This is a genomic window from Pseudomonas nitroreducens NBRC 12694 (genome assembly GCF_002091755.1).
In the GTDB taxonomy this organism is placed as follows: domain Bacteria; phylum Pseudomonadota; class Gammaproteobacteria; order Pseudomonadales; family Pseudomonadaceae; genus Pseudomonas; species Pseudomonas nitroreducens.
In genome coordinates this window covers 431,116-449,711 of the sequence record NZ_BDAI01000004.1, presented here as the reverse complement: position 1 = coordinate 449,711, position 18,596 = coordinate 431,116, and the positions used below count along the sequence as shown (strand labels likewise).

Below are 18,596 nucleotides of genomic sequence, written 5' to 3'. Positions count from 1 at the left end.
GCTCGCGAGCGCTGTTCCGGTCAGGGCAGCAGAATGGTCGAGCCGGTGGTACGCCGCGCCGCCAGCTCCGTCTGCGCCTTGGCCGCCTCGGCCAGACTGAAGCGCTGGTTGATCTCCACCCTCACCTTGCCGCTGGTGATCATGTCGAACAGGTCGTCCGCCATGGCTTGCAGGCGTTCCGGCGTGCTGGCGTAGCCGAACAGCGTCGGGCGGGTGACGTAGAGCGAGCCCTTCTGCGAGAGGATGCCCAGGTTCACCCCGTCCACCGGGCCGGAGGCGTTGCCAAAGCTCACTACCAGGCCGCGCGGCGCGGTGCAGTCCAGCGAAGTCAGCCAGGTATCCTTGCCCACCGAGTCGTAGACCACCGGGCACTTCTTGCCGTCGGTCAGCGCCAGCACGCGCTCGACCACGTTCTCGTGGCTGTAGTCGATGGTCTGCCAGGCACCGTGGGATTTCGCCAGCGCCGCCTTGGCCGCCGAGCTGACGGTGCCGATCAGGTGTGCGCCGATGGCCTTTGCCCACTGGCAGGCGATCAGCCCGACGCCGCCGGCGGCCGCGTGCCAGAGGATGGTCTGGCCCGGCTGCACGTTGTAGGTCTGGCGCAGCAGGTACTGCACGGTCAGGCCCTTGAGCATGACGGCGGCGGCCTGCTCGAAGGTGATCGCATCGGGCAGCTTCACCACGCTGGCGGCCGGCAGCGTGTGCTGCTCGCTGTAGGCGCCCAGCGGGCCGGTGGCGTAGCCGACGCGGTCGCCGACCTTCACGTTGGTCACCGCGCTGCCCACCGCCTCCACCTCGCCGGCGCCTTCGGTGCCAACCCCTGACGGCATCGCCGGTGCGGGATACAGGCCGCTACGGTAGTAGGTATCGATGAAATTCAGGCCGATGGCGCGGTTGCGCACCCGCACCTCGTTGGGGCCGGGCTCGGCGGGGGTGTAGTCGACGATTTCGAGGACTTCCGGGCCGCCGGTCTTGGCGAATTGAACACGCTTGGCCATGTCGCTCTCCTGATGGCGCGAGGCTCTGCCTCGCCGGGGAAAAGACTTTCATCCAAGCCGCCAGCTTGACGGCCGTCAAGACCAGCTTTGCCGGCGGCGATGGTATGCTTGCGCCCGTTTTCGCTCTTAAATCCCGCTCCGGCCCGCGCCACGCGTGGCTTTCCCGCTCCAAGGTGATTCTCGTGACCGACCGCATCGAGGCCGTGAAGGCCTACCTGCTCGACCTGCAAGACCGCATCTGCGCCGCACTCGAAGCCGAGGACGGCAGCGCACGCTTCGTCGAAGACGCCTGGCAGCGTCCGGCCGGCGGCGGCGGTCGTACGCGGGTGATCGGCGACGGTGCCCTGATCGAGAAAGGCGGGGTGAATTTCTCCCATGTATTCGGCAGCGGTTTGCCGCCGTCCGCCAGCGCACACCGGCCCGAATTGGCCGGCCGCGGCTTCCAGGCGCTGGGCGTGTCGCTGGTGATCCACCCGACCAATCCGCACGTGCCAACCTCCCACGCCAACGTGCGCTTCTTCATCGCCGAGAAGGCAGGGGAAGAGGCCGTGTGGTGGTTCGGTGGCGGTTTCGACCTGACGCCCTACTACGCCCACGAAGAAGACTGCGTGCTCTGGCACCAGGTCGCCCGCGACGCCTGCGCGCCGTTCGGCGAGGACGTCTACCCGCGCTACAAGGAATGGTGCGACCGCTACTTCCACATCAAGCACCGCAACGAGCCGCGCGGTGTGGGCGGCCTGTTCTTCGACGACCTGAACCAGTGGGACTTCGACACCAGCTTCGCCTTCCTGCGGGCCATCGGCGACGCCTACCTCTCCGCCTACCTGCCCATCGTGCGCAAGCGCAAGAACACCCCGTACACCGAGCAGCAGCGCGAGTTCCAGGCCTTCCGCCGCGGCCGCTACGTCGAATTCAACCTGGTCTACGACCGCGGCACCCTGTTCGGCCTGCAGTCGGGCGGGCGCACCGAATCGATCCTCATGTCCCTGCCGCCGCAGGTACGTTGGGGCTACGACTGGAAGCCGGAACCGGGCAGCGAGGAAGCGCGCCTGACCGAGTACTTCCTCACGGATCGGGACTGGTTGGCGCAGGCCTGACCGTCATCTTTCGGGGCGTTCGCGAGCAGGCTCGCTCCTACAAGAGCGGCTTCGGAGCTGCCAGTAGGAGCGAGCTTGCTCGCGAACCTGGTCTGGCACCCCGATAGAAAACCCGGCAAGCTCCTGCCCTTTCCAATCTTCTCGCTCCAGGACTTCCCATGGACCGCTACTGCGTCTTCGGCAACCCCATCGGCCACAGCAAGTCGCCGCAGATTCACCGCCTGTTCGCCGAGCAGACCGGCCAGGTGCTGAGCTATGACGCGCGCTTGGCGCCGCTGAATGACTTCGCCGGGAACGCCCGCGAGTTCTTCGTTGAGGGCCTGGGCGGCAACGTCACCGTGCCGTTCAAGGAAGACGCCTACCGCCTGGCCACCGAGCTGAGCGAACGCGCGCGCCGGGCCGGTGCGGTGAATACCCTGAAGAAGCTGGAAGGCGGCGGCCTGCTGGGTGACAACACCGATGGCGCCGGGCTGACCCGCGACCTGACGGTGAATCACGGGGTCGTACTGCGCGGCGCGCGCATCCTGGTGCTGGGCGCCGGCGGCGCGGTACGCGGCATTCTCGAACCCTTCCTCGCCGAGCAGCCGGCCTGCATCGTCATTGCCAACCGCACCGCGTTCAAGGCTGAGCAACTGGCCGAGGAGTTCAAGGACCTGGGTAATGTGCGCGGCGGCGGATTCGATCTGCGCGCCGAGCCCTTCGACCTGATCGTCAACGGCACCTCGGCTTCCCTTGCCGGCGAGCTGCCGCCCATTGCTCCCGCTTTGATCGAGCCGGGCCACACCGTCTGCTACGACATGATGTACGGCAAGGACGTGACCGCCTTCAACCGCTGGGCTGCCGAACACGGTGCGGCGCGCTGCATCGACGGGCTGGGCATGCTGGTGGAACAGGCGGCGGAAGCCTTCCTGCTGTGGCGCGGCGTACGGCCGGATTCGGCGCCGGTGCTGGATGAGCTGAGGGCGCAGCTCAAGGGCTGAACACCGATTTGGGAGTGGGCTCCGACAGTGGCTGCCGGCTCTATTCCTCGACCTGCAACACTGCGCCCTTCCCCATCTGCCTTTCCAGCTCCGCGCGCACCCGTGGCCGGGCGTTGCGCAGTACCAGACAGCGGCCTTCGCTCGCGAGGCGCCGAGCCTCCTGCTGAAGCATCTGCGCGCCGGCGAAATCGATGAAGTTGACGTGGTGGGCGTCCAGCACGAGGCGTTCGCTGCGGCTGTGCTGCATCCGTTTCTGCAGGTAGTCGCAGGCGCCGAAGAAGATCGAGCCTTCGATGCGCAGCACCTCCTCGTCCTCGCGCTCCCAGTGCTGCACGCGCGGCTGCGAGGTGCGCTTGAGGTAGAAGAACAGCGAGGCCAGCACGCCCGCGTAGATGGCATTCTGCAGCGGCAGCAGCAGCGTGGCGCCGAGGGTCAGCAGCATCACCAGGGATTCCGCGCGGCTGCCTTTCCACAAGGCGCGCAAAGCCGGGCGATCAACCAGATTCCAGCAGATCAGCAGGATGCCGGCGGCCATGGCCGGCAACGGAATGTGCGTGATCAATCCAGCGCCCGCCACCGCCAGCAGCGCCACCCACAGTGCCGAGAAGACCCCGGCCAGCGGCGTGCGCGCGCCGGCATCCTGGTTCAGCCCGGAGCGGGTGAAGGAGCCAGCGGACAGCGTGCCGGACAGCCACGGCCCGATCAGGTTGGACAACCCCTGTGCACGCACCTCCTGATTGGCATCCAGCGGCTGATGCGAGCGGGTCGCCAGTGCGCGGGCAATCGATAGGCTGGTCACCAGCCCGAGCATGCCGCAGGCCACGGCGGCGGGGAGCAACTGGGCAATCGCCGACAGGTCGAACGGCAACGGGCTGAATGGCGGCAGTGCGCTGCGGAAGGCGGCGACCCTGGCGACACCGGCAAAGGTCGCCGGCATCGTCCAGACCAGTGTGCTGGCGCCGATCAGGCCGACCAGCAGCGCTGGCCCGCGCCGCCACAGGCGTTTCACCATCAGACTCAGCGCCAGGCTAAACAGGCCGACCAGCAACGAAGGCCCATGGAACTGCGGCAGCTTCCACCACAGCGCGGCGGCACTGGTCAGCGCCGTGCCCTGCCCGCCCGTGGTGATGCCGAGCAGATAGGGCAATTGGCCGATGACGATCACCAGCGCGGCGCCGCAGGTGAAGCCCAGCAGCACCGAGTGCGAGACGAAGTTCACCAGCACGCCGAAGCGCAGCATGCCCAGTAACCACTGGAACAATCCGGCGAGGAAGGTCAGCAGCAGCGCGTACTGGATGAACTGCGCGCTGCCCGGCGGCGCCAGCGGGGCGATGGCGGTGAACAGCACCACCGAGATCGCCGCCGTCGGTCCGCCGACCATGTGCTTCGACGAGCCCCACAGGCAGGCGATCAGCACCGGCAGCATCGCTGCGTACAAGCCGTACTCCGCCGGTAGCCCGGCGATCAGCGCATAGGCCATGGACTGCGGCAGGGCGAGCACTGCACCGGAAAGGCCGACGCCCAGGTCACGGCGCACATCGCGCCCCGTGACCTGCGGCAGCCAGGCAATGAAGGGCAACAGGCGGATCAGACGTTCCATCGAAGGCCTACAGCTTGGCCTTCACGGCGGCCAGCGCGTCACCGCCGTCGCGGGTCTTCACGCCTTCAAGCCAGGTGTCGAGGCTCTGCGGATTGGCCTTGATCCAGGCCTTCACCGCGTCGGGGTTCTTCATATTCTTCTCCAGCACCTGGGCCATGATGGCGTTCTCCATCTTCAGGTCGAAGGACAGGTTGGCCAGTAGCTTGCCGCTGTTCGGGCACTGCTCGGCGTAGCCGTTGCGGGTGACGGTGAACACGCTGCCGGTGCTGCCGAAGTACTTCTCGCCGCCGGTGAGGTATTTCATGTCGTATTTGACGTTCATCGGGTGCGGCGTCCAGCCGAGGAACACCACCCAGCGATCACGCTTCACCGCGCGGCCTACCTCGGCGAGCATCGCCTGTTCGCTGGACTCCACCAGCTTCCAGCCGCCCAGGCCGAACTCGTCGCCGCTGATCATCTTCTGGATCGACTGGTTGGCTGGCGCGCCTGAGCCGATGCCGTAGATCTTCTTGTTGAACTGGTCAGCGTGCTGGCCCAGGTCGGCGAAGGTTTTCACGCCCGCGTTCCACACGTAGGTCGGTACGGCCAGGGTGAACTCGGTGCCCTGGAGGTTCTTCGCCAACTGGGTGACCTGCTTGCTGGCGATGAACTGATCAAAGAAGCCCTGCTGCGCCGGCATCCAGTTGCCGAGGAAGGCGTCCACCTGGCCGTCGCGCAGGCCGCCGTAGGTGATGGGCACCGAGAGAGTGTCGATCTTCACCTGGTAGCCCAGGCCTTCGAGGAGGAAGGCGGCGATGCCGTTGGTGACGGCGATGTCGGTCCAGCCCGGATCGGCCAGTTTCACCGTACTGCAGGCTTCATCTTCGGCCCGGGCCAGCGGGCCGCCCAGCGCGAGTGCGCCGGCCAGCAACAGCGTCGATGCTCTTCGTACGGTGTTCTTCATGCTCCCTTCCCCTTCGGCGTGTTGTGGTTGTTATTTCGGTTGCGGATAGCGCGCGCGGCGCTCCAGATCGTCGAGGTCGATGTGGTTGCGCATGTACTGCTGGCTGGCGTCGACCATGGGTTGGTGGTCCCAGCTTTTCAGCGTGCCATGGGTCAGCGCGTCGGCCACCAGCCGGCGACGGCGTTGGCTGGCCAGCACTTGCCGGGTGATGGCCGGCACGTCCCAGCGCGCGCGGGCTTCACCCAGCAGGTCGCGTACCCGATTGGCGTGGGCCGGCGAATCCATGAGGTTTTCCAGTTCGCGTGGGTCGTTCTTCACGTCGAACAGCAGGCACGGGTCCTGCTCGGAGTAGATGAACTTGAAGTCGCCGCGGCGGATCATCATCAGCGGGCTGACGGTGCCTTCGGCGGTGTATTCGCCGATCACCTCGTCGTGGCCGCCAACGCCTTGCAGGTGTGGCAGCAGCGAGCGGCCGTCGAGGTCGACGCCGGGCTCGACCTGCCCGCCGGCCAGCTCGACGAGGGTTGGCAGCAGGTCGACGGTGGACACTGATTCGCCGACCCGGCGTGGCGCGAAACGCCTGGGCGCGTGCACCAGCAGCGGCACACGGGCGGCCATCTCGAACCAGTGCATTTTGTACCAGAGGCCGCGCTCGCCCAGCATGTCGCCGTGGTCGCCGGAGAACACGATCAGGGTGTCATCGCTCAGGTTGCAATCCTCCAGGGTGCGCAGCAGCGCGCCGATCTGCGCATCGACATAGCTGCACGCGCCGAAGTAGGCGCGGCGGGCGGCGCGTACCTTCTCCTCGGGCATCTTCTGGCCCCACAGGTCGATCACCTTGAGCAGCCGCTGCGAGTGCGGGTCCTGCTCGCCCTGGGCGATCTCTACCGAGGGCAGCGGGATGTCCTCGTCGCGGTACAGGTCCCAGTACTCGCGCGGGATGGTGTAGGGGTCGTGCGGGTGGGTCATGGACACGGTGAGGCAGAACGGCTGCTCGGGGTGTTCGCGCACATGGTCGTAGAGGTACTGGCGCGCCTTGAACACCACTTCCTCGTCGAAGTCGAGCTGGTTGGTGCGCACGCACGGGCCGGCCTGTAGCACCGAGGACGTGTTGTGATACCAGCTCGGGCGCACGTCCGGCTCGTCCCAGTTCACCGCCCAGCCGTAGTCGGCGGGGTAGATGTCGCTGGTCAGGCGTTCTTCGTAGCCGTGCAACTGGTCCGGGCCGCAGAAATGCATCTTGCCCGACAGCGCGGTGCGGTAGCCCAGGCGGCGCAGGTAGTGCGCGTAGGTGGGGATGTCGGCGGCAAAATCGGCGGCGTTGTCCCAGGCGCCGATTTTGGTCGGCAACTGGCCGCTGACCAGGGTGAAGCGCGAGGGCGCGCAGAGCGGGCTGTTGCAGTAGGCCGAGTCGAACACCACGCCTTCACCGGCGAGGCGCGAGAGGTGAGGCAGCTTGATCGGCGACTGGGCGTCGTAGAAGGGCAGGAGCGGCGCGGCCATCTGGTCGGCCATGATGAAGAGAATGTTCGGGCGCTTCATGGCGTTGGGCTTATCCTGTTGGCGCTGTTATGGGATGCTGTTGGTCATGAGTCTGTTTCCTGCTGAATACGGGGTAAAGCGCATGGCACGGCATGCTTCGGATAACGTCCACTTATGCGTGAGCCAGTCTTGAGCGTGCCGCTGGAACTGCTGCGCGTGTTCGAGTCCGCGGCCCGGCTGCTGAGCTTCACCGCCGCCGCCGGTGAGCTGGGCACCACCCAGCCGGCGGTCAGCCAGCAGATCAAGCGCCTGGAGAAGCTGCTGGCAGTGCGCCTGTTCGACCGCATCCACCGCGGCATCGCCTTGACCGAAAGTGGGCAGGTGCTGCAGCAGCACGTTCAGGCGGGGTTGGAGAGCATCGACGCCGGCATCGCTGCGGTGACCGCGAAAAACCCCCACGAAGTGCTGCAGGTCGCCACCGACTTCGCCTTCGCCGCCTACTGGCTGATGCCGCGCCTGCCGCGCTTCCGCCAGGCACACCCGGAGCTGGATGTCGGTTTGATCAGCAGTGATCGCAGCCCGATTTCCCTGCGCAGCGATATCGATGTCGCCATTGCCTTCGGTGACGGGCGCTTCAAGCATGGCGAAGCGCTGCGGCTGTTCAGCGAGGAAGTATTCCCGGTGTGCAGCCCGCGCCTGGTGGCAGGCCGCGAACTGCCGCTGTCGCCCCAGGCGCTCACGGCCTTGCCGACGCTGCACCTGAAACCCGAAGCCTCCAGTCGGTGGTTCGACTGGACTGGCGTTTATCGCGAACTGGCCATCGACTCGGCGCCGGGCCCGGCCGGGTTGCGTTTCGACAACTACACCCTGCTGATCCAGGCGGCCATCGCCGGGCAGGGCGTGGCCATCGGCTGGCGGCACCTGGTCGACGAACTGCTGGAACAGGGGTTACTGTGCCGGCCCATCGCCGGGTCGCTGCAATCGCGATTCGGCTATTACGCCGTATTGCCCGAGCGCAAACGGCGCATGCGCCTGGTGCAGCGCTTCGTCGACTGGCTGCAGGCGGAACTGGAGCAGGACCGATGAACGACACCCCGATCAAGGATTTCCACGCCCACGTCTATTTCGACGCGAGCAGCCTCGCGCGTGCCCGCGCCCTGTGCGAAGAGGCGGCCAGCCGCTTCGGCGCGAAGATGGGCCGGGTGCACGAGCGCCCGGTGGGGCCGCATCCGGACTGGAGCTGCCAGCTGGCCTTCGACAACGCCACCTTCGCCACCCTGGTGCCGTGGCTGGCGCTGAATCGCGATGGCCTGGTGATCTTCGTCCACCCCAACACGGGCGATGACCTGCGCGATCACCGCGATCACGGTCTATGGATGGGCGAAGTACGTCCGCTGGACCTCTCGCCGTTCACGAGCTGACACGTTTTTGCATTCGATAATAATTCTCGATTCGGTGTATGCTGCCGTCCCTTCGCATCGGTCTGACAGACGTTGTCCGGTTTTTCGGGGTATTTCGGCCATCATGCGGCGCTTCGCCTCCTCCTCCCTGCTGCAGAGCTTCCAGGCGCATTACGCGGACCTGATGCGCTTCCTTGCGCGGCGGTTGGGCGATAACCAGCGCGCGGCAGACGTGGCCCAGGACACCTGGTTGCGCCTGGCCGACCACCCTGCCGAAGCCGAGGTGCAGGACCCGCGCGCCTACCTGTTCCGCGTCGCCGGCAACATCGCCATCGACAACCTGCGCCGCGAGGGCCGGCTGGCCGAGCTGCATGTCGATGAAGCCGCCGCGGATGACCTCAGCGATCCCGCGTCCGGGCTGGAGCACCGCCTGCTCGCCCATGAGGCGCTGGAGCACCTCGACGCCGCCCTCGACCAATTGCCCGCCAATGCCCGCCAGGCGTTGCTGATGAACCGCCTCGACGGCCTCACCCACGCGCAGATCGCCCAGCGCCTGGGCGTTTCCGAGAGCATGGTGGGCAAGTACATCGTCCAGGCCATGCGCCATTGCCGCGACTGGGCGCAGCGCCAGGGAGACGCGCCATGAGCCGCGTCGAACAGAACCTGCTGGGCGATGAAGCCATCGAGCGCCTGGTGCAGCTGCATGCGGGCAGCGCCGGTGCTGGCGAGCGCATGGAGTTCCTGCGCTGGCGTGGGCAGAGCCCGGAACACGAGCGTGCCGCTCGCGAGGCCGAGGCGCTGTGGGGGGCCTTGCCGGAAACCCGCCACGCCGAGGATTACCGCCGCCGCGCCCGGCGCCCGCGTCGCTGGCTGGCGCTGGCCGCTGCCGTCTGTGTCGCGGCAATCGCCGTCACCATCGCACTGCCCGAGCCGCTGGCCGGGCTGTATTCCGACTACGCGACCCGCACGGGTGAGCGGCGGATGCTGCAGCTGGCCGATGGCAGCCGCGTGTGGTTGAACAGCGACAGCGCCTTGTCCGTCGACTTCAGCCCGCAGCAGCGGCGCCTGCGCCTGCACACCGGCGAAGCCTTGTTCGAGGTGGCGAAGGATGCCGCGCGGCCCTTCATCGTCGAGGCCAGGGGCGGCGAGGTGCGCGCCGTGGGTACGCGCTTCGATGTGGACAGCCGTGGGCCGCAGGTGCGCGTCGACGTGACCGAAGGCGTGGTGCAGGTGAACAGTGCCGGCAGCGCGCCGGTGCGGCTGTCCGCCGGCGAGCGCCTGAGTTACCGCGAGCGCGCCGCGCCCGAGCCGGCGCAGCCGCTGGACCTGTCCAGTGCCAGCGCCTGGCAGCGCGGCAAGCTGATCTTCAACCAGCGCCCGCTGGGCGAGGTGCTGGACGAGCTGGAGCGCTACGTGCCGGGCCGCATCGTGCTGACCGACAGAGCGCTGCGCCAGCACAAGGTCAGCGGCGTGTTCGACCTGCAGGACCCCGGCGCCTTGCTCAAGACCCTGGAGCGCTTGCAGCCGGTGAAGGTCACCCATATGCCCTGGCTGGTGCTGATCCGCCCCGCCCGAAAAACCTGACCGTTCTTCGTGTGGGAGCGAGCTTGCTCGCGAACGGATTTCCCGGCGACTCCGAGGCAGGGCGGTTCGCGAGCAAGCTCGCTCCTACAGGTGAAGTCTCGTTCTGTGACAAGAAAATGAAAATATTTTTCATTCAGCACTGCAAGGTTTGCATGACCGTTTCGTCGTAGGCAGGAACGCGAAAAATTCTCAATACGCGACCCTGCCCACACAAGAACGGATTTCACCCGCATGCATTACCGTCCTTCCCCGCTGCACCGCGCGATCCTGCTCGCTTCCCTGCTTGGCGCCGCCGCGCCCGTCGTCCATGCCGCGAACGCTGCCGCCGTCGAGCTGCATATCGCCCCGCGCAGCCTGGACAGTGCGCTGACCCAGTTCGCCGACCAGGCCGGGCTGCACCTGCTGTTCAATTCCGAGGACATCCAGGGCCTGCAGAGCGAAGGGCTAGACGGCACCTACACCACCGAGGAAGCGCTCAACCAACTGCTTTCCGGTAGCGGTGTGAGCTGGCGCTTCACCGACGAGCGCACCGTGCTGCTCAAGCGCGAGAAGGACGACTCCGCTGCCCTGAGCCTGGCGCCGATGCAGATCAGCGTGGCGGCGCGCACGCCCACCGATATCAGCTCGATCCCCGGCACCGTCTGGGTGGTCGACCAGACCCAGCTGCGCGAACAGCTCGATACCGGCGTCAGCCTGAAGGAGGCCGTGGGAAAGCTGGTTCCCGGTCTTGACCTGGCGCCCGAGGGCCGCACCAACTACGGCCAGAACATGCGCGGGCGCAACGTGCTGGTGATGATCGACGGCGTCAGCCAGAACAGTTCGCGCGGCCTGTCGCGCCAGTTCGACAGCATATCGCCGTTCAACGTCGAGCGCATCGAGGTGCTCTCCGGCGCCAGCGCGATCTACGGCGGCGGCGCCACCGGCGGCATCATCAACATCATCACCAAGAAGGGCGCGGCCGGTGATGCGCGCTTCGAGACGCAACTGGGCGCCACCAGCGGCTTCAACAACAGCGATGACCTGTCCACTCGCGCCGCGCAGTCCGTCAGCGGCGGCAATGACCGCGTGGCCGGCCGCCTGGGGATTTCAGCGGAGAAGAACGAAGCCTTCTACGACGGCGGCGGCAACCAGATCTTCATCGACAACACCCAGACCGACCTGCAGTACAACCGCACCGTCGACGTGATGGGCAACCTCACCGCGCAGTTCACCGACGAGCAGAGCCTCGACCTGCTGGCGCAGTACTACGATTCGGGCAACGACGGCAGCACCGGCATCTACTTTCCCAACCTGAAGTACCAGGGCCCGTCGAACCTGGAAGATGCGGAAATCCGCAGCGGCCTGGACACCGACCTGGAGCCGCGCTCGCGCCGCGTGCTGCTCAACGCCAACTACCACCACAGCAACCTGCTGGAGCAGGACTTCTACCTGCAGGCGTACTACCGCAAGGAAGACGACAACTTCTATCCGTTCCCCTACTACAACACCGGCAAGCCGACCGGCTCCAAGGGTGTGTACTTCGCTGGCTCGCAGCAGAACTTCGAGGTCAGCGGCCTGAAGGGCCTGTTCAGCAAGCAGTGGGATGCGTTGAAGTTCACCTACGGCGTGGACCTCGACCACGAGCGCTTTAACGCCGAGCAGAAGGTCTTCGACCAGCGTCTGTCCTCCGAGAGCGGCGGCCTGGACCTGGAAACCGCCAGCAGCGCACCGCGCTATCCGAGCTACGTCGTCGATGGCCTGTCCTTCTACGGCCAGCTGGACTGGAAGGCCACCGACAACCTGACCCTCTCCGGCGGCGCGCGCCACCAGAAGATGGACGTCGAGGTGGATGACTTCAAAGGCGTGCCCGGCGGCAGCAACGACTACCAGGTCAACCTGTTCAACCTCGGCGCGATCTACGACTTCAAGAACGGCCATCAGGTCTGGACCAACTACAGCGAAGGCTTCGACCTGCCCGACCCGGCCAAGTACTACGGCAAGGCCGGTCTGTCGGTGGACGACAACCCACTGGCTGGCATCAAGAGCCGCCAGGTCGAGACCGGCTGGCGCTACAGCGACATGCAGTGGCAGGCCCAGGCGGCGGTCTACTACATCTGGTCGGACAAGATCATCACCACCGACGCGGCGACCCTGACCATCGACGTGGAAGACCAGAAGAGCCGCGACTTCGGCTTCGAAGGCGCGGTCACCCGTTACTTCGACAACGGTTGGCAGGGTGGTACCACGCTGCACCTGGTGCGTTCGGAAGAAGAGGATGCCGATGGCGACTGGATCAAGCGTGATGCGCGCTACGCGTCGCTGTCCAAGTCCACCGCGTTCGTCGGCTGGGGCGATGGTGAGCGCAGTGCCCGCCTGCAGGCCCAGCACGCGTTCAACCTGAAGGACGATGCGGACCACGAGATCGACGGCTACACCACCTTCGACCTGATGGGCGAGCAGAAGACCGGCTTCGGCACCTTCAGCGCCGGTATCCAGAACCTGCTGGACAAGCAGTACAGCACCGTCTGGGGCCAGCGCGCTGCACTGTTCTATTCGCCGACCTACGGGCCGGCCTATCTCTATGACTACCAGGGCCGTGGCCGCACGTTCACCCTGGGGTGGAGCCTGGCGTACTAAAAGGGCCTGAAAGCTCTCTACCTAAAAAGACTCAGGCCACCTTTCCGGTGGCCTGATCGAGGGTTTCCACTATGCCGCCGCTGAGACTTCGGCAGTGGCACAAGAGCACCTCGCCGAGCAGCTGCAATGAGGGCGTGGCGAAGTAGTCCAGTAGGGCGTCTTCGTTTTTCCAGCTGCCTTGCAGCAGCCACGGCTCGCCGCTCTCACGGGCGACCAACTGGCAGCGCAGGCATCCCGGTGCGCGGCGGGCGCCGTCGACCAGGTTGTCGATCAGGGCGCCGAGTTCCGCTTCGTGTCCCGCCCGGGGGTGGATCTGCAATTCGTGTTCGATGGGGGTTTGCCAGTGCATGTCCTGTCCTCCGCGTTACAGGAAGAAGTCCGAAGTGGCTCCTCGGACGACTGACAGCAAGAGTACGGCCCCGCCAGCCCCGCGCGTTATCCGGATGCTGTCGGCTTCTTGCCTGATCCTGCGGCAGGTTTGCCAACCTCTGTAACCGGTCGTTTCCGGGCCATGCACCGCCGCGGTGCGTGCGTGAATGGCGCTGCGGCTTGTCCATTCCTGCCGATTGCTTGCCTGATCCTCCAGCGGCTGCCTTACTGTCACACTCGCGCACGCGGCGCGGGCGTAAGCTTCGAGCGCCGCCACTGGAGGTCCTGTGCATGTCCCAGTCCGTTCCCGCCTACGATCCCATTGCCGCCGGCCGCCAGGAGCTGGCCGACATCATCCAGCGCCATTGCCAGGGGGAAGGCGTCTTCGAGACCGCCATCGATTCCCTGCTGGTCGGCCGCAGCGACTGCCCCCACGAGGGCCGCATGCCGACCCTCTATCGCCCCGCCCTGTGCGTGATCGCCCAGGGCTGCAAGGAAGTGCGCCTGGGCAGCGAGGTGTATCGCTATGACGAACTCAACCTGCTGGTGGTGTCGGTGACGCTGCCAGTTTCCGGCCAGGTGATCGAGGCCTCGCCGGAGAAGCCCTACCTGTCGATCCGCCTGGACATCGACCCCGGCGAGCTGACCCGGCTGATCGCCGAGGCCGGCCTCGCCGGCAGTGCGCCGCGCCCGGCCAGCCGGGGCATCTACCTGCAACGCCTGGACTGCACCGTGCTTGACGCGCTGCTGCGCCTGATGCGCCTGCTGGATACCCCCCGCGACATCGAGATGCTGGCGCCGCTGTTCGTCCGCGAAATCCTCTACCGCCTGCTGCGGGGCCCGCAGGGCCACCTGCTGCACGACCTGGCGATGACCGACAGCCAGACCCACCGCGTCACCCGCGCCATAGAGTGGCTCAACCGCAACTACGACAAGTCCCTGCGTATCGAGGACCTGGCCCGCGAGGTGAACCTCAGCGTGTCCACCCTGCACCACCGCTTCAAGGAAGTGACCGCCCTGAGCCCGTTGCAGTACCAGAAGCAGCTGCGCTTGCAGGAAGCGCGGCGGCTGTTGTTGTCGGAAGGGCTGGAAGTGGCAGTGGCCGGGCATCGCGTCGGCTATGAGAGCCCGTCGCAGTTCAGCCGCGAATACAGCCGCCTGTTCGGCGCGCCGCCGCTGCGCGACCTGGCGAGCCTGCGCGGGGCGTTGGACAGCGAGGCCGTGCCGGCCTGAGCCGATTCAGGGGCACTTTCGTAGGATGGGTGGAGCGCAGCGATACCCATGCTGTAGGCGAATCGAATTGATGGGTATCGCTCCACGCCATCCTACAAAGGCGTTGGCCGGAGGCATCAGCGCTCGTAAAGCTCCAGCGGCAAGTCATCCGGATCGGCGAAGAAGGTGAAGCGCTTGCCGGTCAGATCGTCCTCGCGGATCGGCTCGCAGGCCACGCCGTGGCTCTGCAGGTGGGCCACCGCGCTCTCCAGGTCATCCACGGCGAATGCCAGGTGGCGCAGCCCCTGCGCCTCGGGGTAGGACGGCCGCGCTGGTGCGCCGGGGAAGGAGAACAGCTCCAGCCGCGCATCACCCAGCTCCAGGTCGAGCTTCCAGGAGTCACGCGCCGTGCGGTAGGTCTCGGCGACCACCTTCAGGCCCAGCACCTGGGTGTAGAAGTGCTTTGAGCGCGGGTAGTCCGAGCAGATCAGGGCAACGTGGTGGAGGCTGTGCAGCAGGGTCATGGCGTGGGCTTCCCGGACGGTCTGAGCGCTCTATCCTGACAGCCGTCCCCTGCGGGTCAATGCTGGCGCTGTGAAGTCGGTCGCCAACGGCGCTGGAGTGATGGCAGTGCGCCTGCTAGCATCCCGCCGCCACCCCCACAATCACGGTCGACAGGACGTCCCCCGTACGGCCGCACTTGAAAGGAATCAGCATGAAGAAGACCGCCCTGGCCATCGCCATCCCCGTTGCCATCGTCGGCGCTGCCGTTGCCGGCGCCTGGTACACCGGCAGCCGTGTCGAGCAGGAAGTGAACCGCGGCATCACCGAAGCCAACCAACTGTTCGAGCAGGAAGCCCCTGGCCTGGGCGCCCACCTGACCCTGGTGGACATCCAGCGCGGCCTGTTCTCCAGCACCGCGCGCTACAACCTGTCCTTCACCGGCAAGGAAGGCGAAGCGCCGCAGATCCTCGTCTTCACCGATCGCCTCGAACACGGCCCCTTCCCGGCCTCGCGCCTGGCGGCGGGCAAGCTCGCCCCGGTCATGGCGCAGAGCCATTTCGCTCTGGAACAGAACGAACTCACCGCTCCGCTGTTCACCGCCGCTGGCGGCAAGGCTCCGCTGTTCGGCGAGCTGACCATCCATTACGACCAGAAACAGGAAGGCGCCGTCGAGACCGCCGCCCTGGAATTCGCCAAGGACAGCGACAAGCTGCGTCTGTCCCCGGCCAAGATCACCTTCAACGTCTCCGGCGACAAGAAGGACGTCAGCGCCGTGGGCAACCTCGCCGAGGTCGACCTGGACTTCACCGACGAGAACAGCGGCCAGCCGGCGCGCGTACAGCTGCGCGACCTGGGCATGCAGGGTGACAAGAAGGAAAATGCCAACGGCTTTGCCCTCGGCCCCAGCTCCGCCACCATCAAGAGCCTGAACATCAAGTCGCCGGGCGCGCCGGAAGTCGAGTTGCGCGACGCCGTGGTCGAAGAGACCCTCAAGCAGGGCGGCAAGGGCCTTGACCAGAGCGTTTCCTACCGCGTCGGCAAGGTCGTGGTGCAGGGCCAGGAAATCGGCGGCGTGAAGCTGGACCTGAGCCTGCGCAACCTCGACGAGGGCGTGCTCAAGACCTTCAAGGAGTCCTACAACAAGATGGCCCTGGACAGCCTGGAAAGCACCGAGCTGACCCCGGCGCAGGAAGAGGAACTCAAGCGCCTGGGCCTGGCCCTGCTGGAAGGCTCGCCGGTGCTGTCGCTGGACGAACTGTCCCTGCAGACCAGCCACGGCGTAGCCAAGGCTTCGCTGTCGGTCGACCTGCGCAAGCCCAACGCTGCCGCCGCTACGCCGGACGAGATGGCGCGCAGCATCCTCGCCGCGCTCAAGGCTGACCTGAAGGTGGACAAGGCGGTGATCGGCGACATCGTCGCGCTGCAGGGCTCGCTGGGTGGCGAGGCTGCCGGCAGCGTCGATCCGGTTGCGCTCAAGCAGCAATCCGACGCCATGACTGACCTGTTCAGTGGCATGGCCCTGAACTCGCAGTGGGCCGTGCTCGACGGCAACGCCCTGTCCAGCTCGCTGGCCTACGCCAACGACCAGGTAAAGTTCAACGGCAAGGACATGAGCGTGCCGGAGTTCATGGCCTTCGCCATGGGCTCCGCGCAGGGTCTTGGCCTGGGCGGCGGCGCTGCCGGCGGGGAAGAAGAGCCGCAGGCAGAAAGCGTGGAATAACCCGCGCCTGAAACGAAAAAGCCCGGCACGCGCCGGGCTTTTTCATGCTCCTACAAAAGAGCAATCCTCAGCGAGCGTTGCGCACGCCTTCGGCCAGTTGCCGGCACAGGCCGAGCACGCCCTGCACCGCGTCAGCGGAACTGCTCGCCTCGGCGATCTTGTCGATCAGCGCCGAACCCACCACCACACCGTCGGCCAGGCGCGCGATGCTCGCGGCGTGTTCGGCGGTGCGGATGCCGAAGCCGATGGAGACCGGCAGATCGGTGTGGCGGCGCAGGCGCGCCACGGCTTCCTCGACATGTTCCAGGGTCGCCGCGCCGGCGCCGGTCACGCCGGCCACCGAGACGTAATAGACGAAGCCGGAGCTGCCCTCGAGCACGGTGGGCAGGCGCTTGTCGTCGGTGGTCGGAGTGGTCAGGCGGATGAAGTCGATGCCCGCCGCTTGCGCCGGGTGGCACAGGTCTTCGTTGTGCTCCGGTGGCAGGTCCACGACGATCAGGCCGTCGACGCCGGCTTCCTTCGCGTCGGCGATGAACTTGTCCACGCCGTAGTAGTGGATCGGGTTGAAGTAGCCCATCAGCACCAGCGGGGTGGTGTCGTTGCCGGCGCGGAATTCGCGGACCATCTTCAGCGTCTTGGCCAGGTTCTGGCCGTTGCCCAGGGCGCGGATGTTCGCCAGCTGGATCGCCGGGCCATCGGCCATCGGGTCGGTGAACGGCATGCCCAGTTCGATGACATCGGCGCCGGCTTCGGGCAGGCCCTTGAGGATGTCCAGCGAGGTCGAGTAGCCCGGGTCGCCGGCGGTGATGAAGGTCACCAGGGCAGCGCGGTTCTGCTGTTTCAGTTCGGCGAAGCGGGTCTGCAGGCGGCTCATGCTTGCGGCTCCTGTTGCATGTGGTGCATGACGGTCTGCATGTCCTTGTCGCCACGACCGGACAGGTTCACCACCATGATGTGGTCCTTGGGCAGGTTCGGTGCGCGCTTGAAGACTTCGGCCAGGGCGTGGGAGGACTCCAGCGCCGGGATGATGCCTTCCAGGCGGCAGCACTGGTGGAATGCGTCGAGGGCTTCGTGATCGGTGATCGAGGTGTACTCAACACGGCCGATGTCATGCAGCCAGGCGTGTTCCGGACCGATGCCGGGGTAGTCCAGGCCGGCGGAAATGGAATGCGCGTCGATGATCTGGCCGTCTTCGTCCTGCAGCAGGAAGGTCCGGTTGCCGTGCAGTACGCCCGGTACGCCGCCGTTCAGGCTGGCCGCGTGCTTGCCGGTCTCGATGCCGTGGCCGGCGGCTTCCACGCCGATGATCTTGACGCTGCTGTCATCGAGGAACGGGTGGAACAGGCCCATGGCGTTGGAGCCGCCGCCGATGCAGGCGACCAGCGAATCGGGCAGGCGCCCTTCCTTCTCGGCCAGTTGCTCGCGGGTTTCCTTGCCGATTACCGCCTGGAAGTCGCGGACCATCGCCGGGTACGGGTGCGGGCCGGCCACGGTGCCGATCAGGTAGAAGGTGCTGTCGACGTTGGTCACCCAGTCGCGCAGGGCCTCGTTCATTGCATCCTTCAGGGTGCCGGTGCCGGCGGTGACCGGGATCACCTCGGCGCCCAGCAGCTTCATGCGGAACACGTTGGCCTGCTGGCGATCGATGTCGGTGGTGCCCATGTAGATCACGCATTGCAGGCCGAAACGCGCGGCCACGGTGGCGGTGGCCACGCCGTGCATGCCGGCGCCGGTCTCGGCGATGATGCGTTTTTTGCCCATGCGTTTGGCCAGCAGGATCTGGCCGATGCAGTTGTTGATCTTGTGCGCGCCGGTGTGGTTCAGCTCTTCGCGCTTCAAGTAGATCTTCGCGCCGCCGCAGTGCTCGGTCAGGCGCTCGGCGAAGTACAGCGGGCTCGGACGGCCGACGTAGTCGCGCTGGAAGTAGGCCAGTTCCTTGAGGAATTCCGGATCGTCCTTGGCCTTCTCGTACTCGCGGGCCAGGTCGTGGATCAGCGGCATCAGGGTCTCGGCGACGTACTGGCCGCCGAAGCTGCCGAACAGGCCCTTGGCGTCTGGACCGGTGCGCAGTGTGGACATGGGAAGGCTCCT

Annotated in this window: 17 protein-coding genes; 9 read left to right on the top strand and 8 right to left on the bottom strand. The window is 66.4% G+C overall.

Going from position 1 to position 18,596, the window contains the following annotated elements; translation table 11 throughout:
• Positions 1 to 20: 20 nt before the first annotated feature.
• Positions 21 to 998: an NADPH:quinone reductase gene (locus tag PNI01S_RS14405; RefSeq protein WP_084358472.1), complete on the bottom strand. Its 978-nt coding sequence runs from the start codon at positions 996 to 998 to the stop codon at positions 21 to 23.
• Positions 999 to 1,180: 182 nt separating this feature from the next.
• On the opposite strand from PNI01S_RS14405, the gene hemF reads away from it, so the two are divergent.
• Together hemF and aroE are read left to right on the top strand one after the other, a co-directional pair.
• Positions 1,181 to 2,095 (top strand): oxygen-dependent coproporphyrinogen oxidase, encoded by a 915-nt coding sequence (hemF, locus tag PNI01S_RS14400; RefSeq protein WP_084358471.1) that lies wholly within the window; start codon positions 1,181 to 1,183, stop codon positions 2,093 to 2,095.
• 158 nt (positions 2,096 to 2,253) lie between these two features.
• Positions 2,254 to 3,075: a shikimate dehydrogenase gene (gene aroE, locus PNI01S_RS14395; protein WP_037017455.1), complete on the top strand. Its 822-nt coding sequence runs from the start codon at positions 2,254 to 2,256 to the stop codon at positions 3,073 to 3,075.
• A gap of 40 nt (positions 3,076 to 3,115) precedes the next feature.
• Here aroE and PNI01S_RS14390 read toward each other — a convergent pair whose 3' ends face one another.
• The 3 genes from PNI01S_RS14390 to betC are packed head-to-tail and all read right to left on the bottom strand — an operon-like array spanning position 3,116 to position 7,160.
• Positions 3,116 to 4,675: a SulP family inorganic anion transporter gene (locus PNI01S_RS14390; RefSeq protein WP_084358470.1), complete on the bottom strand. Its 1,560-nt coding sequence runs from the start codon at positions 4,673 to 4,675 to the stop codon at positions 3,116 to 3,118.
• 7 nt (positions 4,676 to 4,682) lie between these two features.
• Positions 4,683 to 5,618, bottom strand: a complete 936-nt coding sequence (locus PNI01S_RS14385) for a choline ABC transporter substrate-binding protein (protein ID WP_084358469.1) — start codon at positions 5,616 to 5,618, stop codon at positions 4,683 to 4,685.
• A 30-nt stretch (positions 5,619 to 5,648) separates the two neighbouring features.
• Positions 5,649 to 7,160, bottom strand: a complete 1,512-nt coding sequence (gene betC, locus PNI01S_RS14380; protein ID WP_084358468.1) for a choline-sulfatase — start codon at positions 7,158 to 7,160, stop codon at positions 5,649 to 5,651.
• A 114-nt stretch (positions 7,161 to 7,274) separates the two neighbouring features.
• On the opposite strand from betC, the gene PNI01S_RS14375 reads away from it, so the two are divergent.
• From PNI01S_RS14375 to PNI01S_RS14355, 5 genes are all read left to right on the top strand, one after another.
• Positions 7,275 to 8,186 (top strand): choline sulfate utilization transcriptional regulator, encoded by a 912-nt coding sequence (locus tag PNI01S_RS14375; protein ID WP_037017448.1) that lies wholly within the window; start codon positions 7,275 to 7,277, stop codon positions 8,184 to 8,186.
• The gene (locus tag PNI01S_RS14370; protein WP_024763665.1) at positions 8,183 to 8,521 is read left to right on the top strand and encodes a DOPA 4,5-dioxygenase family protein; all 339 of its coding nucleotides are present in this window, start codon (positions 8,183 to 8,185) and stop codon (positions 8,519 to 8,521) included. Before PNI01S_RS14375 ends, PNI01S_RS14370 begins: the two co-directional genes overlap by 4 nt.
• A gap of 103 nt (positions 8,522 to 8,624) precedes the next feature.
• Entirely contained in the window at positions 8,625 to 9,146 is a 522-nt protein-coding gene (locus tag PNI01S_RS14365) for a sigma-70 family RNA polymerase sigma factor (protein ID WP_054907549.1), read from the top strand.
• Positions 9,143 to 10,084, top strand: a complete 942-nt coding sequence (locus tag PNI01S_RS14360) for a FecR family protein (protein WP_084358467.1) — start codon at positions 9,143 to 9,145, stop codon at positions 10,082 to 10,084. Before PNI01S_RS14365 ends, PNI01S_RS14360 begins: the two co-directional genes overlap by 4 nt.
• Positions 10,085 to 10,315: 231 nt before the next feature.
• Entirely contained in the window at positions 10,316 to 12,700 is a 2,385-nt protein-coding gene (locus PNI01S_RS14355) for a TonB-dependent receptor (RefSeq protein ID WP_084358466.1), read from the top strand.
• Between the two features lie 31 nt (positions 12,701 to 12,731).
• Here PNI01S_RS14355 and PNI01S_RS14350 read toward each other — a convergent pair whose 3' ends face one another.
• The gene (locus tag PNI01S_RS14350) at positions 12,732 to 13,049 is read right to left on the bottom strand and encodes a putative quinol monooxygenase (protein ID WP_054907546.1); all 318 of its coding nucleotides are present in this window, start codon (positions 13,047 to 13,049) and stop codon (positions 12,732 to 12,734) included.
• A gap of 311 nt (positions 13,050 to 13,360) precedes the next feature.
• Between PNI01S_RS14350 and PNI01S_RS14345 the strand changes: the two genes are divergently transcribed.
• On the top strand, positions 13,361 to 14,302 hold the full coding sequence (locus tag PNI01S_RS14345) for an AraC family transcriptional regulator (protein WP_024763669.1): 942 nt from the start codon (positions 13,361 to 13,363) through the stop codon (positions 14,300 to 14,302).
• Positions 14,303 to 14,418: 116 nt separating this feature from the next.
• Here the strand turns inward: PNI01S_RS14345 and gloA2 are convergent, their stop codons facing one another.
• On the bottom strand, positions 14,419 to 14,805 hold the full coding sequence (gene gloA2 / locus PNI01S_RS14340; protein ID WP_037006837.1) for an SMU1112c/YaeR family gloxylase I-like metalloprotein: 387 nt from the start codon (positions 14,803 to 14,805) through the stop codon (positions 14,419 to 14,421).
• A 191-nt stretch (positions 14,806 to 14,996) separates the two neighbouring features.
• On the opposite strand from gloA2, the gene PNI01S_RS14335 reads away from it, so the two are divergent.
• Positions 14,997 to 16,505, top strand: coding sequence for a YdgA family protein (locus PNI01S_RS14335; RefSeq protein ID WP_024763671.1), 1,509 nt, complete (start codon positions 14,997 to 14,999; stop codon positions 16,503 to 16,505).
• A 67-nt stretch (positions 16,506 to 16,572) separates the two neighbouring features.
• On the opposite strand, the gene trpA is transcribed toward PNI01S_RS14335, so the two are convergent.
• Entirely contained in the window at positions 16,573 to 17,379 is an 807-nt protein-coding gene (trpA, locus tag PNI01S_RS14330) for a tryptophan synthase subunit alpha (RefSeq protein ID WP_024763672.1), read from the bottom strand.
• Positions 17,376 to 18,584 carry a tryptophan synthase subunit beta gene (gene trpB, locus PNI01S_RS14325; protein ID WP_084358465.1) on the bottom strand — a complete coding sequence of 403 codons (1,209 nt, stop codon included), beginning with the start codon at positions 18,582 to 18,584 and terminating at the stop codon, positions 17,376 to 17,378. Before trpB ends, trpA begins: the two co-directional genes overlap by 4 nt.
• Positions 18,585 to 18,596 lie beyond the last annotated feature (12 nt).

What these genes read in the sequence shown, in the direction of transcription:
- PNI01S_RS14370 (WP_024763665.1), top strand. Translation starts at nt 8,183, where the DNA reads ATGAACGACACCCCGATCAAGGATTTCCACGCCCACGTCTATTTCGAC.
- aroE (WP_037017455.1), top strand. Translation starts at nt 2,254, where the DNA reads ATGGACCGCTACTGCGTCTTCGGCAACCCCATCGGCCACAGCAAGTCG.
- PNI01S_RS14335 (WP_024763671.1), top strand. Translation starts at nt 14,997, where the DNA reads ATGAAGAAGACCGCCCTGGCCATCGCCATCCCCGTTGCCATCGTCGGC.
- PNI01S_RS14350 (WP_054907546.1), bottom strand. Translation starts at nt 13,049, where the DNA reads ATGCACTGGCAAACCCCCATCGAACACGAATTGCAGATCCACCCCCGG.
- PNI01S_RS14385 (WP_084358469.1), bottom strand. Translation starts at nt 5,618, where the DNA reads ATGAAGAACACCGTACGAAGAGCATCGACGCTGTTGCTGGCCGGCGCA.
- PNI01S_RS14390 (WP_084358470.1), bottom strand. Translation starts at nt 4,675, where the DNA reads ATGGAACGTCTGATCCGCCTGTTGCCCTTCATTGCCTGGCTGCCGCAG.
- PNI01S_RS14375 (WP_037017448.1), top strand. Translation starts at nt 7,275, where the DNA reads ATGCGTGAGCCAGTCTTGAGCGTGCCGCTGGAACTGCTGCGCGTGTTC.
- gloA2 (WP_037006837.1), bottom strand. Translation starts at nt 14,805, where the DNA reads ATGACCCTGCTGCACAGCCTCCACCACGTTGCCCTGATCTGCTCGGAC.
- PNI01S_RS14360 (WP_084358467.1), top strand. Translation starts at nt 9,143, where the DNA reads ATGAGCCGCGTCGAACAGAACCTGCTGGGCGATGAAGCCATCGAGCGC.
- PNI01S_RS14405 (WP_084358472.1), bottom strand. Translation starts at nt 998, where the DNA reads ATGGCCAAGCGTGTTCAATTCGCCAAGACCGGCGGCCCGGAAGTCCTC.
- PNI01S_RS14355 (WP_084358466.1), top strand. Translation starts at nt 10,316, where the DNA reads ATGCATTACCGTCCTTCCCCGCTGCACCGCGCGATCCTGCTCGCTTCC.
- trpB (WP_084358465.1), bottom strand. Translation starts at nt 18,584, where the DNA reads ATGTCCACACTGCGCACCGGTCCAGACGCCAAGGGCCTGTTCGGCAGC.
- betC (WP_084358468.1), bottom strand. Translation starts at nt 7,160, where the DNA reads ATGAAGCGCCCGAACATTCTCTTCATCATGGCCGACCAGATGGCCGCG.
- PNI01S_RS14345 (WP_024763669.1), top strand. Translation starts at nt 13,361, where the DNA reads ATGTCCCAGTCCGTTCCCGCCTACGATCCCATTGCCGCCGGCCGCCAG.
- trpA (WP_024763672.1), bottom strand. Translation starts at nt 17,379, where the DNA reads ATGAGCCGCCTGCAGACCCGCTTCGCCGAACTGAAACAGCAGAACCGC.
- PNI01S_RS14365 (WP_054907549.1), top strand. Translation starts at nt 8,625, where the DNA reads ATGCGGCGCTTCGCCTCCTCCTCCCTGCTGCAGAGCTTCCAGGCGCAT.